Here is a 16,107-nt window from a genome sequence, read left to right as displayed (position 1 = left end):
GCCTGTCCGGCGGTGGTGGCCTCCCCGTCGAACCGGGAGGCCACCACGCCGGTCAGGAGATGGTGCAGGCGGCGCCGTTCAGGGTGATCAGGTTCGGCTCGGGGTTGGGGCCGCCGGACGTGGAGCCGTTCAGGCCGAACGTGACCGTGCCGCCGGGGGCGATCTTCGCGTTCCACGACTCGTTCCTCGCGGTGACCGTGGCACCCGACTGGGTCACCCGTGCCGACCAGTAGCCGCTCACCTTCTGGTCACCGACGAACGCCCACCGGAGGCTCCACCCGTTCACCGCCGAGCTGCCGGTGTTCTTCACGGTGACCTGGGTGGTGAAGCCGTCCGGCCAGCTGCCGTGGGTGGTGTACGCGACCGCGCAGGTGGGCGCCGGCACGGCGGCCGCGTCGCCCTGGTCGGCGAGGAACGACGCCAGCCAGGCCAGCGCGGAGTTCCAGTTGATCGCCACCTCGTTGGTCGCGTACGAGTTTATGTCGTCCACGTAGCAGAACATCGGCGCGCAGCCGGCGAGCAGGTTGGCCGCGTACGGGTCCTGGAGTGCGGCGTTCGGGCCACCGGCCAGCGAACCGGCCGGCGGGTTCGGCAGGTCCGGGTTCAGCTGGTGGGCGAAGATCCGGCTGTGCTGGTTGCGCGCGTGCTGCTCGCCCCAGCCGGTCACGTACGACATGTTCAGCGCGTTGCGGCCGAGCAGGTAGTCGGTGCCCTGCACGGCCCCGTCCCGGTACTTCGCGTCCCGGCTCAGGTCGAACGCGGTGGCCAGCACGATCGCGTTGTTGACGAGGTTGCTGTTGCTGCCCCAGACGTACGCGTCGGCCGTGCCGGGCAGCGGCAGCCCGTACGCCTGGTCCCGCAGGGTGGCCAGGTAGCGGTCGGCCGCGGCGGTGACCGAGGCGCGGATCCGGGTCCGTTCGGCGGCCGGCAGGTTGTTGGGCACGGTGGCCAGGTCGAGCCGGCCCAGCGCGGCCACGCTCTGCCAGCCGAACGCCCCGCCGGGGGCGAAGACGTCGGCGGTGTGCAGCGGCGAGGCGGTGAGGTCGGCCAGGTACGCCGACCCGCCGGTGGTCAGCCACAGCTCGACGGCCGCCCAGTAGAACTCGTCGCTCACGTTCGTGTCGTCGTACGCGCCGCCACCGGTGCCGTCGGCCGCCGACGCGTACACCGCCGGGTGGGCCTTGGCCGCCGCGTACGCGGTCCTCGCGGCGGCGCCGCAGCGGGCCGCGAACGCGGCGTCGTACGGGGCGAAGAGGCGGGCGCACTGGGCGGCCACGGCGGCCAGGTTGAGCGTGGCGGCGGTGGACGGCGGGTGCAGCTCGCGGGCCTGCGGGTCGTCCTGCGGGGCGAGCGGCAGCCCGGTCCAGTTCCGGTCGTGGATCTTGTGGTGGACCATCCCGGCGAGCGGCTCGCCGGCCGGCACCTGCATGCGCAGCAGGAACTCCAGCTCCCAGCGGGCCTCGTCGAGGATGTCCGGGACGGTGTTGCCGCGCTCCGGCACCCGCAGGGTGGCGTCGCCCAGCGCCGCACCGCCGCCGGCGCTCTCGGCGGTCCTGGTGCGCTCGAAGGCGTTGAGCAGCTGGTAGGTGGCGATGCCGCCGTTCACCACGTACTTGCCGTGGTCGCCGGCGTCGTACCAGCCGCCGCGCACGTCGAGGGAGTAGTCGCAGACGCCAGGCTGGCAGGGCACGTCGGTGTCGCCCTGGTTCGGCGCCACGCCGAGGTGGCCGGCCGGGCGGGCGTAGCCGGCGCCGATCAGGTCGCCGTCGATCGGGGTGCCGCTGCGCTGGGCGTAGAAGAACTGGAGCGAGTCGGCGCGCAGCCGGTCGTAGAGGGTGCCGGAGATGTCGAACGGGTGGCTGGTCTCCCCGTCGACGACCAGGGTGTAGCCGGTGCCCGGGGTGCGGTACGCGGAGAAGTCGACGGTCTGCACCCGCTGCCCCGAGGCGGGGTCGACGCCGCGCGGGGTGGTGGTCCCGCCGGCCACCACGGTCCCGGCGGCGGACCTCAGCTGCCACGGCAGCGCCTCGGCGGCGTCGGTGACCACCGTGGCGTTCTTCGGCCCGCCGGGCAGGTAGCCGACCTGGTTGACCCGCACCCGCGGCCCGGTGTCGGGCTCGTACGGCGGGGCCGCCTCGCCGCCGCGCAGCGAGACGTTGTCCAGGCAGAACGTCTGCGCCTCGGTGCTGCCGCCGACCTGGAAGATCAGCTGGGCGCCGGCGTTGTCGGCCGGGGCGGTGAACGTCCTGGCGACGTGCTGGGCGGTGCCGGTCGCGGTCGCGTCGACGCTGGCGTACGTCGTGTAGGGGGCGCTGCCGAGCTGGAGCACGGCCTTGACGGCCGCCCCGGGGGTGGCGGAGACGTCGAAGGAGAGTTCGTACTCCGCGCCGGCGATCAGCGGGACGGCGTCCTGGCCGATGCCGGCGTCCCAGGGGTTGGCCAGGCCACCGGCGACGGTGGTGCAGAGCCGGCCGTCGGTGACCCCGAGGTCGGCGGTGCCGTAGGAGAACCAGGGGGACGTGCCGGCGCTGAAGTCGCCGTTGCGCAGCTGTTCGGGGGCGTCCGGCGGCACCTCGGCGCGGGCCGGGGCGGCGGTGCCGCCGGCGAGCGCCAGGGTGGCGGCCGCGGCGAGGGCGGTGAGCCGACGTCGGGATGGGGTCACGGAGGTTCCTTCCGTGCTCAGAAGGCGGGCCGGGAGCTGGGAGCGCTCCCAATACCGGACCGATGTTTCCAGCAGGTTCCCGCGCTGTCAATCGATCCGGCCCGATGGCCCGCGCGCCTCCGCCGACAGTGAGATTCGCCGCGCCACGTAGCATGGTCCTGATCTCCTAGAGACAACCGAGCCCTTCAACTGGCAGGCTGCCTCCCATGACCCTGAAGCTTCGTTCCGTCGGGGCGAGCGACCGTGGGCTGATCCGCAGTGGCAACCAGGACGCCCAGCACGCCGGTAACTGGCTGGTCGCCGTCGCCGACGGCATGGGCGGCATGGCCGCCGGTGACCTGGCCAGCCGCATCGCGATGGACGCATTCGCGCCGCTGGACGTGGAGACCCCCGAGGACGCGTTGGTGGCCGCTCTCCAGGGCGGCATCGAGCTGGCCACCGCGGGGATCCGGCGGGCGGTCGAGGAGGACCCGGAACGACAGGGCATGGGCACGACCCTGACCGCGCTGCTCTTCGCCCGCACCGGCAGCTGCCTGGCCCTCGCGCACGTCGGCGACTCCCGGGCCTACCTGTTCCGGGAGGGCGTGCTGAAGCAGGTCACCCGGGACGACACCTTCGTGCAGATGCTGGTCGACCAGGGCGTGATCACCGCCGAGCAGGCGAGCAGCCATCCCCGCCGGGCCGTGGTGACGCAGGCGTTGCAGGGCGACGAGGTCTCCCCGACCTACGCCACGATGGTGCCCTGGGCCGGCGACCGCTGGCTGCTGTGCAGCGACGGCCTCTCCAACGTGGTACGCCCCGACACCCTCGCCGAGGTGCTCGGCGGCTACCCGGACCGGGAGGCGTGCGCGGCCAAGCTCATCGACCTGGCGCTGCGGGCCGGCGGCCCGGACAACGTCACCGTCGTCATCGCCGACGTGATCGAGGAGTAGCCCGGTCAGCGCCGGCGCGGGCTGGCGCGCCGGGTCGGCTCGGCGCTGGTCGGGTCCTCCGGCCACGGGTGGCGGGGGTAGCGGCCGCGCAGCTCCGCCCGTACCTGCGGGTAGCCGGTCCGCCAGAAGGAGGCCAGGTCGGCGGTGACCGCCACCGGCCGGCCGGCGGGGGAGAGCAGGTGCAGCAGCACCGGCACCCGGCCGTCGGCGATCCGCGGCGCGTCCTGCCAGCCGAACGTCTCCTGGAGCTTCACGGCCAGCACCGGGGCGGCCGGGTCGGCGTAGTCCAGCCGGATCCGCGAGCCGCTGGGCACCGGGAGCCGCTCCGGCGCCAGCTCGTCCAGCCGGGCCGCCTGCCGCCAGTCCAGCAGCCGTCGCAGCGCCGCCGCCACCTCGACCCGGGCCAGGTCGGCCCGGCGGCGGGCGCGGGCCAGCTCCGGGCCCAGCCAGGTGGGTGCGGCGGCGACCAGCGCGGCGTCGGAGACGTCCGGCCACCCGTCGCCGAGCGCCTGCCGGCAGCACGCCAGCCGCCGGCGCAGCGCGGTGGCCTCGGGCGTCCAGGTGAGCAGCGCCAGGCCGTCCCGGCGCAACCCGGTGAGCACCGCCTCGGTCAGCTGCGCCGGGTCGGGCGCGGCGAGGGGCCGGTCGACCAGCTCGATCGCGCCGAGCCGTATCACCTCCCGGGCCACGACGTCCCCGCCGGACCAGCCGACCTCCCGCGCGGCGCGCAGCAGCGGCCCGCCGGCCTCCCGGGCGGTCGCCTCGTCCACGGGGGTGGCCAGCCGGACCCGGGCGGTCGGCGCGCCGGGCGCACGGTCGGCCACCGCGATGGCCAGCCATTCGGACCCCACCAGCCCCGACCCGCCCGCCAGCTCCGCCGCGGTCCCGCCGACCATGAGGTACGCCGACCCCCCGGCCCGCCGCGCCCGCGCCAACCGCTCCGGATACGCCAACCCGACGAGAAGTCCGGCGGCGAGGTCGTCGGTCAGCCGCTCCCGCCCGCGATCGTGCACTTCGTGCCCGCGCTCGGAGGCTTTCGTCCCTTCTGCCCGGGCGCCAACCGCACGATCGCGCGGAGGGGGTGGGGTGGGCAGGGTGGCGCGGAGGCGGCGTACCTCGGCGCGCCAGCGGGCGGTGGCCGGTGGGTCGGTGGCGGTGCGTAGGCGGCGCCAGAGCGCGGTCAGGTCGTCGCCGGCGCCGGTGAGGGTCTCCTCGGCGAGCAGCGCCACCACCTCGGCGGCCCGGTCGGCGCCGACCCGTTCCGCGCCGTCGAGCAGTGCCCGGGCCAGCCGGGGGTGCGCCCCGGCGGCCGCGATGGCCCGCCCCCGGGCGGTGATCCGGCCGTCCGCGTCGACCGCGCCGAGCGTCACCAGCGTGTCCCGGGCGACGGTCAGCGCGGCCGGCGGCGGGGGATCGGGCAGCGCCAGCCCGGCGCCGTCCGGGGTGCCCCAGGCGGCCAGCTCCAGGGCGAACCCGGTCAGGTCGGCCGTGGCGATCTCGGGCTCGGGCTGCGGGGCGAGCCGGGCGTGGGTCGCCTCCGACCAGCACCGGTAGACCGCCCCCGGTGCCTCCCGGCCGGCCCGGCCGGCGCGCTGGGTGGCCGCCGCCCGGGACACCGGCACGGTGACCAGCGCGCCCAGCCCGCGGGCCAGGTCGGTGCGGGGCACCCGGCTCAGCCCGGCGTCCACCACGACGCGTACCCCGGGCACGGTGAGGCTGCTCTCCGCCACGGCGGTGGCCAGCACGACGCGGCGCCGTCCCGGCAACGGCGCCAGCGCCGCGTCCTGCGCGGAACCGGGGAGCCGGCCGTGCAGGGGCAGCACGGCGACCGCGTCGCGCAGGTCGGCCAGGCGGCCCGCGACGGCGGCGATCTCGCCGGCGCCGGGCAGGAAGACCAGCACGTCCCCGTCCCGCTCGCGCAGCGCCCGGCGCACCGTGGCCGCCACGTGGTCCAGCAGCGCTCGGTCCACCCGGCCCCCACCCGGCGCGGCGACCGGGCGGGGCGGCGGCGCCCAGATCCGGTCCACCGGGTGCAGGGCGGCCTCGGCGCGGACCACCGGCGCGGGAGACGCTCCGCCGAGCAGCGCGGCGAACCGGTCCGCCCGGGGGGTGGCCGACATGGCCAGCAGCCACAGGTCCGGCCGGAGCGTGCCGCGGGCCTCCACGGTGAACGCGAGCGCCAGGTCGGCGTCGAGCTGCCGCTCGTGGCACTCGTCGAGCAGCACCGCGCCGACGCCGGGCAGTTCCGGGTCGTGGTGCAGCCGGCGTACCAGCAGGCCGGTGGTGACCACCTCGATCCGGGTCCGCGGACCGACCCGGCGCTCGCCGCGTACGGCGTACCCGATCCGTTCGCCGACCCGCTCGCCGAGCAGGGCGGCCATGCGGTGCGCGGCGGCCCGGGCGGCCACCCGGCGGGGCTGGGCGATCACCACCCGGCCGGGGACCTCGGCGGCCACCGCGAGCGGCGCCAGGGTGGTCTTGCCGGTGCCCGGGGGCGCCACCAGGACCGCCGCGCCGGCCGCGCCCAGCGCCTCGACCAGCGCGGGCAGCACGGGCCGGACCGGCAGGTCCAGGGAGACGTCGGAGAGCACGGACCCACTCTCGCACCCCCGGCCGGGCGGGCGGCGCAGGGTCCTGTTCGACTTCTCACATTGACCGTGACCGCTTCATCGCGTGGAGTGACGGTCATGGCGATGATGGCGTACGACGAACCCTCGGCCGCCGCCTTCGCGGCGACGCGGCACCTGCCGGTCGAGGGCCTGGCGAGCTGGCGCGCCGCGGTGTCCCGGCACCTGCCCGTGGGGCCCGGCGACCGGGTGCTCGACCTGGGCGCCGGTACCGGCGTCTGGGCGGCCGCCTTCCGGGACTGGTACGGCGTGGACGTGGTGGCGGTCGAGCCGGCGGCGGCGATGCGGGCCCACTCGGCGTGCCCGGGAATGGTGGCCGGCCGGGCGGAGGCGCTGCCGCTCGCGGCGGCCGGCCTGGACGGCGCGTGGCTCTCCACGGTGGTGCACCACCTGCCCGACCTGCCGGCGGTCGCCGCCGAGCTGCGCCGGGTGCTGCGCCCCGGCGCGCCGGTGCTGATCCGGTCGGTCTTCGCGGGCCGGGGCGACGGGGTCACCCTGTTCCGCTGGTTCCCGGAGGCGCTGCGGGTCCTGGACGGTTATCCCTCGGTCGCCGAGGTCTGCGCGGCGTTCGAGCCGGCCGGGTTTGCCCCGGTGGCGCTGGAGCCGGTACCGCAGGTCAGCGCCCGGTCGCTGCGAGCGGCCGCCGACGGGCTGCGGCGCGCCGCGCACACCCCGCTGGTGCTGCTCGACGACGCCGACTACGACCGGGGGCTGCGGCGGCTGCGCGCGGCGGCGCGGCGGACCCCGGACGCCCCCGTGGTGGACGCGCTGGACCTGCTGGTCCTGGCCTGAGCGCGGAACGGCCCGGCCGGCGCACCGCCGACCGGGCCGGAGTGGACGTCAACGGTGGCCGGGCCCGCCGACCCGGCCACCGCCGCCACCCCCTTAGTACGTTCCGTCGAGCTGCCCGCGCAGCTTCGTCAGTGCCCGGGCCAGCAGCCGGGACACGTGCATCTGCGAGACGCCGATCTGCTCGGCGATCTGCGACTGGGTGAGGTTGCCGTAGAAGCGCAGCGTGAGGATCTTCTGCTCGCGCTCGTCGAGCGTCGCCAGCGCCGGCCCGAGGGCCACCCGCAGCTCGGCCAGCTCGAACTCGCCGTCCTCGCCGCCGAGCATGTCGCCGAGCTCGGTGGCCCGGTCGCCGTCGCCGGTCGGGGTGGACAGCGAGACCGCGTTGTAGGCGCGGGCGCCCTCCAGCCCTTCCAGGACCTCCTCCTCGGTGAGGTTGAGGTGGCCGGCGATGTCGGCGACCGTCGGCGAGCGGCCGAGGGTCTGCAGCAGCGTGCTGTTGGCGTCGGAGATGGCCAGCCGAAGCTCCTGGAGGCGGCGCGGCACCCGGATGTCCCAGGTGCGGTCGCGGAAGTGGCGCTTCAGCTCGCCGATGATGGTCGGGATGGCGTAGCCGGCGAAGTCGACGCCGCGGGACGGGTCGAACTTGTCGATCGCCTTGATGAGGCCGACGGCGGCGGTCTGCGCCAGGTCGTCGGTGGGCTCGCCCCGGCCGCTGTAGCGGTGGGCGAGGTGGTTGGCGAGCGGCAGCCAGGCCTCGATCGCCCGGTCGCGGAGCGCGGCGCGCGACGGGTGGTGGGCGGGCAGCGCGGCCATCGCGTTGAGCAGGTCGGCGGCGCTGTCGGTGAGGGCCCGCGGGTCGAGCTTCTCGGTGGTGGACTGCGGTTTCGTCGCCGGTTCGCTGATCGTGTGCGCGGTCATGGGTGGTCCTCCCTGCACCTCGTCCGCGAAACAAAAAAGACGTGACGCTTCGGTTTAGCTTCAGTTAGGCCGTTCGGAAGCCACCTTAACCTGATCGGGCCGAGGAAATCTAGCCGAAAGTGCGATGTACTTAAGCCGTGTCATGGCATGAAGGGCTTGAATCGGGGCAGAAACCCTCGGATGGCCGACCGGCGCCGTGGGGCGAGGCGGTCCGGCCGGGCTGACCGGACGGACGAACCGCCGGGCCGACCGGTCAACATGAAACCCGACACTCGGCGCACACTGTCGCCTTTCCGTCGTTGTCCCGCCGATGGGACCGCCCGTAGCGTCCAGGTGTACACGTCTACGGAGGCACCGTGCTGGATCCCGCCGCTCCGCAACTCGTCGTCAACGCCCGGACCCTGCTGTTCAGCTGGCTCCCGGCGGACCCCGACGCGGTCGCGGCGCTCGTCCCGGCCGGCCTCCGGCCGCACCCCGACCACCAGGTCTTCCTGTGCCAGTACGTGGTCGACGACGAGACCCAGACCTCCGGGTTCGGCGCGTACTCGCTCACCTTCCTCGGTGTCTCACTCGCGGACATGCAGCCGCCGGACGGGGACACCCCGGGCGGCTGGTGGACCCACTACCTCGCCTCCAGCCCGCGGGTCCGGCAGTACGCCTCCGCCCGCGGCGCCCCCGCCGAGGCGGGGGAGACCCTGGTCGACGTCCGGGGTGGGCGACTCACGGCCGAGACGTGGGCCGACGGGCGACCGCTCATCCAGGTCACCGCCCGGGTCGGGCACACCGGCACCGAGGCGCACAACGGCCACCACCGCTACCTCACCGCCCGCGACGGCGAGCTGATCGTCGCGGACTACCCGTACGTGGCCGAGCCGGTGTCGCCGTTCGAGGTCGAGTCGGTGGAGTTCCTGGCCCCGGAGCACCCGGTGTACGCGCTCCGGCCGGCCAACCCGCTACAGGTCTGCTGGGGCTTCTACTCGCCCCGGGTGTCGTTCGCGTACCCGGCCCGGCCGAACGCCCTGGACGAGCCGCTGCCCACGGGCGACCCGGTCACGGCGGCTCACCAGGTGCCGGCGCGCCGGGCCCGCAGCGGCCTGCCGTCCGGGTCGTAGACCAGCCGGTACGCCGGCAGCGCCCAGAGCCGGGTGCGCCAGGGCAGCCGCTCCGGCCGGTGCGGCCGCAACCGCCCCGGCGGGCGGGGCCCGGTGCGCCCGGACTCGTGCCACCGCTCCAGCTCCGCCGCCGCGGAGGTGATCGCCGCGATCGCGTCGGCCGGCTCGAGCAGGTCGTGGTCGTCCCCGCCGTCCGGGTACCGGTCCAGGTGCTCGCGCCACAGCCGCAGGCGCAGCTCCCGGGCGAACACCCGGGCCCCGTCGCCCAGCCCCGCCGGGTCGGTCGGGGCCCGCTCGTCCCGGGTGTCGTCCAGCACCGCGCAGGACAGCTCGCTGTCGTGGGTCCACGAGCGGCGGTTGAAGTTGTCGCTGCCCACGCTGGCCCAGACGTCGTCCACCACGCAGACCTTCGCGTGCACGTAGACCGGGGTGCCCTCGTGGTTCTCCACGTCGAAGACGTGCACCCGCTCCGGGGCGGCCCGGTGGCACAGTTCGAGGGCCTGCGCGCGGCCGACCATGTTCGGCGGCAGCGCCAACCGGCCGTCCACGTCCGGGTGCCGGGGCACCACGGCCACCAGGTGCAGCTCCGGCTGCTCGCGCAGCGCCCGGGCGAAGAGGTCGGCCACCTCGGTCGACCAGAGGTACTGGTCCTCCAGGTAGATCAGCCGGCGGGCCCGGCGGACCGCCTTGGTGTAACCCCGGGCCACCGTCCGCTCGCCGTCCGGGGCGAACGAGTAGCGCGGGCGCACCGCCGGGTAGGTGCGCAGCACCTGGACGTGGTGCGGCCCGCAGGGCGGCGGGTAGGCGGGCTGGTCCGGCAACGGGTCCGGGCTCAGGTCCGAGCCGCGCAGCCGGTCCCGCAGGTAGGCCATCGGGTTCTCCGAGTCCAGCGGCATCGGGTCGGTCCACCGCTCCCGGAAGGTGGTGTCCAGCGCGCCGACCACCGGGCCACGGAGCGCGAGCTGCACGTCGTGCCAGGGCGGGTTCGGGCCGTACCGCGCGGACATGGCGACCGCCTGCGGGTCGCCGCCGTGCGCCGCGTCGTCCCGCCGGCTGTGGCAGAGGTCGATCCCGCCGGCGAAGGCGATGTCCCGTTCCGGGTCGCCGGGGCGGCGCAGCACCACCAGCTTCTGGTGGTGCGAGCCGCCGCGCCGGACCCGCTGGTCGAGCAGCACCTCTCCACCGGCGGCGCAGATCGCCTCGCTGAGGTCGCGGTTCTCCTCCTCGCTGTAGGAGAGCGCGTCGAGGTGGGAGCGCCAGATCAGGCCCTTGACGACCACGCCGCGCTGGGCGGCCTGGGCGAACAGCTGCACCACGGTCGGCCCGTCCGGGCGCATCCGCTGGTCGGGGTCGCCGCGCCAGTCGGTGAAGAAGAGGTGGTCGCCGGCCCGGAGCTGCTCGACCTCGCTGACCAGCCGGTCGAAGTACGCGCCGCCGTGAATTAACGGCTCGGCGAGGTTACCGCTCGTCCAGATGGGTAACTCAGACACTGGGTTGGCGCGTTCCTGTGCGGAGAGGAACCAGTCCCGCATAGCCACGTTCCAGCCTCCCGAGGTCGACATCGTCCTCACGGTAGGACCCCCGGCACGGCCCCGCACGCCGACCGCCCCAGGTCGGCACGGTGCTCGCGTGGGGGTGCACCGACCCCTGGATCGCGAAACCGAGGAGGCCACAGCATGCCCGCCGAGACGACGAACACCGTGACCGAATACCGCGAGCAGGCGGTGGAGGGGGAACGGGGTGCGCTTGTGGCGGTCCTGTTGATGGTGATCCTCGGGGTGGCCGGCATCTTCGCCGTCTCCTGAGACCGGCGACGGGCGCCCCGGGGAACCGGGACGCCCGTCGGATCGAGCGGTCAGGGGCGGTCGCCCTCGCCGCCGCTGTGCGGCAGCCGCTCGGCCGGGATCACCCCGAGCCGGCCGGCCTGGTAGTCCTCGACCGCCTGGATCAGCTCGGCCCGGGTGTTCATCACGAACGGGCCGTAGTGCGCCACCGGCTCGCGGATCGGCTGGCCGCCCATGATGTAGAGCTCCAGCGCCGGGGTGTTGGCGTCCTGCCGCGCGTCCGCGGTGACCCGCAGCGCGTCGCCCGCGCCGTGCACGGCGAGCTGGCCGAGGTGGATCGGCCGCCGGTCGGTGCCGACGGTGCCCCGGCCGGCCAGCACGTAGACCAGCGCGTTGAAGTCCGGCCGCCAGGGCAGGCTCAGCTCGGCCCCGGGCTGCAGCGTCACGTGCGCGATGGTGATCGGCGTGTGGGTCGAGCCCGGGCCCTGGTGCCCGGCGATCTCGCCGGCGATCACCCGGATCAGCGCGCCGCCGTCGGGCGTGGTCAGCAGCGCCGACTCCCGGCCGCGGATGTCCTGGTAACGCGGCGGGTTCATCTTCGCCACCCGGGGCAGGTTGACCCAGAGCTGGAGGCCGTGGAAGAGGCCGCCGCTCATCACGAGGTGCTCCGGCGGCGCCTCGATGTGCAGCAGGCCGCGGCCTGCGGTCATCCACTGGGTGTCGCCGTCGGTGATGGTGCCGCCGCCGCCCTGCGAGTCCTGGTGGTCCATGATCCCGTCGATCGAGGTGGATGAACGGGTCCAGCTCGGTCATCGGGACCCGGCGGACCGGGCGGTAGGTGGTGGACTCGGCGAGCTCCGGCAGGCGGGGCAGGACGAGGACGTCGTCGACGGTGATCGCGGGCATCTCAGGGCTCCTTACTTGTCGGCCGGGGTGGACGACGCGTCGCGGTCGGAGCCCAGGCGCCGGCCGAGCCGTTCGAAGACCCGGGTGAGGCAGGCGACCTCGGCGTCGTCGAGGTCGTCCATCAGGTGGGTACGCGCGGAGCGCAGGTGGTGCGGCGCCGCCTCGCGCAGCGTCAGCAGGCCGGCGGCGGTGAGCACCGCCTCGCTGCCGCGCCGGTCGTCCGGGCAGGACTCCCGGGCGACCAGGCCGCGCTTCTGCATCGAGGAGATCTGGTACGTCAGCCGGCTCGGCGAGAACACCAGCCGGCCGGCCAGCTCTCCCATCCGCAGCCGCTGCCCCGGCGCCTCGGAGAGCAGCACCAGCACGTGGTAGTCGGCGAAGCTCAGCTCGCTGTCGGCGCGCAGGTCGTCCTCGATCTGGGTGAACAGCCGCTGGCTCGCCTCGATGTACGCCCGCCAGCAGGCCATCCGCTCGGGATCCAGGCTCTCCGTCATGGCCATGACAGTAGCACTATTTAAAATTTAAACAAGCTCTCTGGCGCGGGGGTGAGCCGCGCAACAGCGGTGCTTGACGGCGGTGACATTGAAATCTGAACCGAGCGTCCGGGCTAGGGTCGGGGGGTGGACGATCTCGACGTGCAGGACTGGCGGGAGCGGGTGGCCCGGCTCTACCTCTCCGACCTCGACCTGGCCGGCTTCCGGGCCGCCCGGGACGAGCTGTTCCGCAGCCATCCCAGCAGCCCGCTGCCGGCCGCCGACCGGCCCGGCTTCACCGGGCTGAACTGGTTCCCGCCCGACCCGGCCGCCGTGGTCGAGGCGCCGCTGCGCCCGGCGTCGGGCACCGAGACCATCGACACCGGCGGCCCCGACGGGGTGGTGCGGTACCGGCGGGTCGCGGTCGCCGAGACGCCCTGGGGTCCGCTCACCCTGTGGTGGATCGAGGCGTACGGGGGCGGGCTGTTCCTCCCGCTGCGCGACGCCACCTGCGGCGCCGAGGCGTACGGCGGCGGGCGCTACCTGACCGACACGGTGAAGGGCACCTTCGGGCGCGGCCTGACCGTGCTGCCCGGCAACCGCGTCCGGCTCGACGCCAACTACCTCTACAACCCGAGCTGCGCCTACGACGACCGGTGGGCCTGCCCGCTGGCCCCGCCGGAGAACCGGGTCGACGTCCCGATCCGCGCCGGCGAGCGGTCCTACCACTGACGCGGTGACGCCCCGGCGCGACGGGGCGCGCCGGGGCGTCGGGATCGACCGGTCAGCGGGCGGTGGCGCCGGTCGGCGTCAGGTGCATCCGACCGAGCAGCTGCCGGGCCTGGTCCGCCAGTTCCGCGTCCACGGTGACCGCGTACTGGCTGGCCCGCAGCGAACTGGCCGAGGTGAAGTCCCGTTGGCCCCCGGTCATGGCGTGGGCGACCGCGCCGAACACGGCGCCCCAGATCGCGCCGATCACCAGGCCCACCAGGATCACCGCGAGCCAGTTCCCCGCGGTGAAGATGCCGAAGAGCAACCCGATGAACAGGCCGAACCAGGCGCCGGTGCCCGCGCCCACGAGCGCCGCCCGGCCGGTGGTCAGCCGGCCCATCACGGTCTCGACCAGGGTGAGGTTCGTCCCCACGATCGCGGTCCGTTCCACCGGGAACCGGTTGTCGGCCAGATAGTCCACGACCCGCTGGGCGGACGGATAGTCCGGGTACGACCCGATCGTGACGGTCGGTGGCCCGGCCTGCGGCCCGTGCCCGTCCCCGCTCGGCGGCAACGGACGACCGCTCGGACCGGACGGGAGGTTGTCGCTGCCCGGCATGCCGGGCCGCCAGGCCGCGGTCGGACTCGAGGGTCTGGTCATGAGCATCCTCCTTCGTCAACCCGCCGCGTTCCCGCCGCCGCCGGCCGGTAACGCGCCGGCCCGGACGGATGGCGGCGCGCATGCCGGCCGCCGGGCCGGGTAGCCCTCCCTGTGCGGACCGGACGGATCAGCGAGCACGGCTTCCTCGCCGACGGGCACAGCGCGGCGCTGGTGGACCGGGCCGGCTCGGTCAACTGGTGGTGTCCGCCCCGCTTCGACGCGCCGTCGGTCTTCGGGCGGCTGCTCGACGACGGGGCGGGGCACTGGAGCATCCGGCCCGTGGGCGGTTTCACCAGCACCCGCTCCTACCTGGAGGACGCGCTCGTGCTGCGTACCGTCTTCCGCACCGCGACCGGGACGGCGGCCGTCACCGACGCCCTGGCGCTGGAGCCCGGCGCGCGCGGGCACGACATCGGGCGGCGGTCGCCGCGGGTGCTCGTCCGCGTGGTCGAGGGGCTCGCCGGCGAGGTGCCGATGCGGGTCGACTACGCACCCCGCTTCGAGTACGGCCGGGTCCGCGCCTACCTGAGCGACGCCGACGGGGTGATCGGGGCGACGGCCGGCTCGTGCCGGCTGGAGCTGCGCGCCAACGTGCCGCTGACCTGCGGCGAGGGCGGCGCGTCCGGGCGGTTCACCGCCCGCGCCGGCAGTACCCACCACTTCACCCTCGGGTACGCCCCGGCCTACCGGGGCGGGATGCCGGCGCTGCCCGACGCCGATGAGGTGCTGGCCGACACCGTCGCCGCCTGGCGGTCCTGGGCCGGGCTGCACGAATACGACGGCGAATACCGCGACCTGGTCCGCCGCAGCGCGATGGTGGTGCAGGGCATGACCTACGGGCCCAGCGGGGCGGTGGTCGCGGCGGCCACCACCTCGATACCGGAGAAGCTGGGCGGGGACCGCAACTACGACTACCGCTTCGTCTGGCTGCGCGACTTCAGCCTCACCCTCCAGGCGCTCTGGCTGGCCGCCTGCCCCGACGAGGCGGACCGGCAGTTCACCTGGGTGTCCCGGGCGATGGGCCGGATCGACGACGGGCCGGTGCCGATCATGTACGGCGTCGAGGGCGAGCGGGACCTCACCGAGCACGACCTCGACCACCTCGCCGGGTACGCCGGCAGCCGGCCGGTCTTGATCGGCAACGACGCCTGGCGGCAGCGGCAGACCGACGTGCTGGGCGAGGTCCTCGACGCGGCGTGGCTCATGCGCCACTACCTCGACCCGATGTCGGCCGAGGTGCGGCACCTGCTGCGCGCCCTCGCCGACCAGGCGGCGGGGGAGTGGCGCCGGCCCGACGCCGGGATGTGGGAGGCGCGCGGCCCCGAGCGGCACTACCTCTCGTCCAAGGTGCAGTGCTGGACCGCGCTGGACCGGGCCGTCCGGTTCGGCGACCGGATCGGCGAACCCGCCGACCTGGCGCGCTGGACGGCCGCCCGCGACGAGGTGCGCGCCGTGGTGCTCAGCCGGGGCTGGAACGACCGGGTCGGGGCGTACACCGGGGCCTTCGACTCCGGCGAGCTGGACGCCTCGGTGCTGATCATGCCGCTGGTCGGCTTCCTGCCCGCCACGGACCCGCGGATGCGCGCGACGATCGACGTGGTCGAGCGCCGGCTGTCCCGCAACGGCCTGCTGCGCCGCTGGGACGACGACCCGGCGGGCTTCCTGATCTGCTCCTTCTGGTTGGCCGCCGGCCTGGCCGAGGCCGGCGAGCTGGACCGGGCCCGGCACCTGTTCGCCCAGCTCGCCACGCGGGTCAACGACCTGGGCCTCTATGCCGAGCAGGTCGACGAGACCACCGGTGAGCAGCTGGGCAACTTCCCGCAGGCGTACTCGCACATCGGTCTGATCAACGCCGCGGGCCGGATCACCGCCGCCGCCGAGCGGCTCGGCCGCCGGACCGACCGGCCGGCGGCCGTGCCGATCGGCCTCCTGGAGGGCCGCGGCGACTGAGCCCCCACCCGACCACCGCGTCCGTCCGCCCGTGCCGCGTCGCGCGACAGCGGGCCCGGCGGCGGGCACGATCGGGGGATGGAGCTGGTCATCATGGCCGACACGCACGTGCCCAAGAGGGCGCGGGACCTGCCCGCGCCGCTCTGGGCGGCGGTCGAGGCCGCCGACGTGGTGCTGCACGCCGGCGACTGGGTGGACGTGTCCCTGCTGGACGACCTGACGGCCCGGTCCCGCCGACTGGTCGGGGTGTACGGCAACAACGACGGACCGCCGCTGCGCGCCCGGCTGCCGGAGGTGGCCCGGGTCGAGCTGGCCGGGCTGCGGGTGGCCGTGGTGCACGAGACCGGGCCGAAGACCCGCCGGGAGGAGCGCTGCGCCGCCGCCTTCGGGGACTGCGACGTGCTGGTCTTCGGGCACTCCCACATCCCCTGGGACAGCGTGGCCCCGGGCGGCCTGCGGCTGCTCAACCCCGGCTCACCCACCGACCGGCGGGCCCAGCCGCACGCGACCTACCTGACCGCGCGGGTGGCGGCGGGGCGGCTCGACCGGGTCGAGCTGCACCGCCTGCCCCCGCGCTGA

General features: G+C 75.1%; 13 protein-coding genes and 1 pseudogene. 7 read left to right on the top strand and 7 right to left on the bottom strand.

Translation table 11 applies throughout. The features are described 5' to 3' along the window. Positions 1–52: 52 nt before the first annotated feature. Positions 53–2,662, bottom strand: a complete 2,610-nt coding sequence (locus IEY96_RS19945) for a glycoside hydrolase family 9 protein (RefSeq protein WP_189196324.1) — start codon at positions 2,660–2,662, stop codon at positions 53–55. Between the two features lie 206 nt (positions 2,663–2,868). Between IEY96_RS19945 and IEY96_RS19940 the strand changes: the two genes are divergently transcribed. Next, positions 2,869–3,594 carry a PP2C family protein-serine/threonine phosphatase gene (locus IEY96_RS19940; protein ID WP_189196323.1) on the top strand — a complete coding sequence of 242 codons (726 nt, stop codon included), beginning with the start codon at positions 2,869–2,871 and terminating at the stop codon, positions 3,592–3,594. A gap of 5 nt (positions 3,595–3,599) precedes the next feature. On the opposite strand, the gene hrpB is transcribed toward IEY96_RS19940, so the two are convergent. Beyond that, complete coding sequence (hrpB, locus tag IEY96_RS19935; protein ID WP_189196322.1) at positions 3,600–6,185, bottom strand: ATP-dependent helicase HrpB; 2,586 nt, start codon at positions 6,183–6,185, stop codon at positions 3,600–3,602. Positions 6,186–6,281: 96 nt separating this feature from the next. On the opposite strand from hrpB, the gene IEY96_RS19930 reads away from it, so the two are divergent. Further along, positions 6,282–7,013, top strand: coding sequence for a class I SAM-dependent methyltransferase (locus IEY96_RS19930; RefSeq protein WP_189196321.1), 732 nt, complete (start codon positions 6,282–6,284; stop codon positions 7,011–7,013). 93 nt (positions 7,014–7,106) lie between these two features. On the opposite strand, the gene IEY96_RS19925 is transcribed toward IEY96_RS19930, so the two are convergent. Next, a complete protein-coding gene (locus tag IEY96_RS19925; RefSeq protein WP_189196320.1) occupies positions 7,107–7,931 on the bottom strand; it encodes a SigB/SigF/SigG family RNA polymerase sigma factor in 825 nt (274 codons plus the stop codon). A 356-nt stretch (positions 7,932–8,287) separates the two neighbouring features. Between IEY96_RS19925 and IEY96_RS19920 the strand changes: the two genes are divergently transcribed. Further along, a complete protein-coding gene (locus IEY96_RS19920; RefSeq protein WP_189196319.1) occupies positions 8,288–9,043 on the top strand; it encodes an acetoacetate decarboxylase family protein in 756 nt (251 codons plus the stop codon). Here the strand turns inward: IEY96_RS19920 and IEY96_RS19915 are convergent. Beyond that, complete coding sequence (locus IEY96_RS19915; protein ID WP_189196539.1) at positions 8,992–10,581, bottom strand: phospholipase D family protein; 1,590 nt, start codon at positions 10,579–10,581, stop codon at positions 8,992–8,994. The two genes, IEY96_RS19920 and IEY96_RS19915, sit on opposite strands and share 52 nt — an antisense overlap. A gap of 138 nt (positions 10,582–10,719) precedes the next feature. Between IEY96_RS19915 and IEY96_RS33180 the strand changes: the two genes are divergently transcribed. Beyond that, positions 10,720–10,848: a hypothetical protein gene (locus IEY96_RS33180; protein ID WP_255509960.1), complete on the top strand. Its 129-nt coding sequence runs from the start codon at positions 10,720–10,722 to the stop codon at positions 10,846–10,848. Between the two features lie 50 nt (positions 10,849–10,898). On the opposite strand, the pseudogene IEY96_RS19910 reads toward IEY96_RS33180, so the two are convergent. Together IEY96_RS19910 and IEY96_RS19905 are read right to left on the bottom strand one after the other, a co-directional pair. After that, positions 10,899–11,733 (bottom strand): annotated as a pseudogene (locus tag IEY96_RS19910) (pirin family protein). Positions 11,734–11,744: 11 nt separating this feature from the next. Continuing rightward, complete coding sequence (locus IEY96_RS19905; RefSeq protein WP_189196318.1) at positions 11,745–12,227, bottom strand: MarR family winged helix-turn-helix transcriptional regulator; 483 nt, start codon at positions 12,225–12,227, stop codon at positions 11,745–11,747. A 126-nt stretch (positions 12,228–12,353) separates the two neighbouring features. On the opposite strand from IEY96_RS19905, the gene IEY96_RS19900 reads away from it, so the two are divergent. Beyond that, positions 12,354–12,938, top strand: a complete 585-nt coding sequence (locus tag IEY96_RS19900) for a DUF1684 domain-containing protein (RefSeq protein ID WP_189196317.1) — start codon at positions 12,354–12,356, stop codon at positions 12,936–12,938. 52 nt (positions 12,939–12,990) lie between these two features. Here IEY96_RS19900 and IEY96_RS19895 read toward each other — a convergent pair whose 3' ends face one another. Then, positions 12,991–13,578, bottom strand: a complete 588-nt coding sequence (locus IEY96_RS19895) for a general stress protein (RefSeq protein WP_189196316.1) — start codon at positions 13,576–13,578, stop codon at positions 12,991–12,993. A 111-nt stretch (positions 13,579–13,689) separates the two neighbouring features. On the opposite strand from IEY96_RS19895, the gene IEY96_RS19890 reads away from it, so the two are divergent. Next, positions 13,690–15,528 (top strand): glycoside hydrolase family 15 protein, encoded by a 1,839-nt coding sequence (locus IEY96_RS19890; RefSeq protein ID WP_189196315.1) that lies wholly within the window; start codon positions 13,690–13,692, stop codon positions 15,526–15,528. A gap of 78 nt (positions 15,529–15,606) precedes the next feature. Beyond that, positions 15,607–16,107: a metallophosphoesterase family protein gene (locus IEY96_RS19885; RefSeq protein ID WP_189196314.1), complete on the top strand. Its 501-nt coding sequence runs from the start codon at positions 15,607–15,609 to the stop codon at positions 16,105–16,107.

Source organism: Micromonospora fulviviridis (genome assembly GCF_014648395.1).
GTDB lineage: Bacteria > Actinomycetota > Actinomycetes > Mycobacteriales > Micromonosporaceae > Micromonospora > Micromonospora fulviviridis.
This window is presented reverse-complemented; position numbering and strand designations above follow the sequence as displayed.

What these genes read in the sequence shown, in the direction of transcription:
- IEY96_RS19905 (WP_189196318.1), bottom strand. Translation starts at nt 12,227, where the DNA reads ATGACGGAGAGCCTGGATCCCGAGCGGATGGCCTGCTGGCGGGCGTAC.
- IEY96_RS33180 (WP_255509960.1), top strand. Translation starts at nt 10,720, where the DNA reads ATGCCCGCCGAGACGACGAACACCGTGACCGAATACCGCGAGCAGGCG.
- IEY96_RS19940 (WP_189196323.1), top strand. Translation starts at nt 2,869, where the DNA reads ATGACCCTGAAGCTTCGTTCCGTCGGGGCGAGCGACCGTGGGCTGATC.
- IEY96_RS19885 (WP_189196314.1), top strand. Translation starts at nt 15,607, where the DNA reads ATGGAGCTGGTCATCATGGCCGACACGCACGTGCCCAAGAGGGCGCGG.
- IEY96_RS19895 (WP_189196316.1), bottom strand. Translation starts at nt 13,578, where the DNA reads ATGACCAGACCCTCGAGTCCGACCGCGGCCTGGCGGCCCGGCATGCCG.
- IEY96_RS19925 (WP_189196320.1), bottom strand. Translation starts at nt 7,931, where the DNA reads ATGACCGCGCACACGATCAGCGAACCGGCGACGAAACCGCAGTCCACC.
- IEY96_RS19930 (WP_189196321.1), top strand. Translation starts at nt 6,282, where the DNA reads ATGGCGATGATGGCGTACGACGAACCCTCGGCCGCCGCCTTCGCGGCG.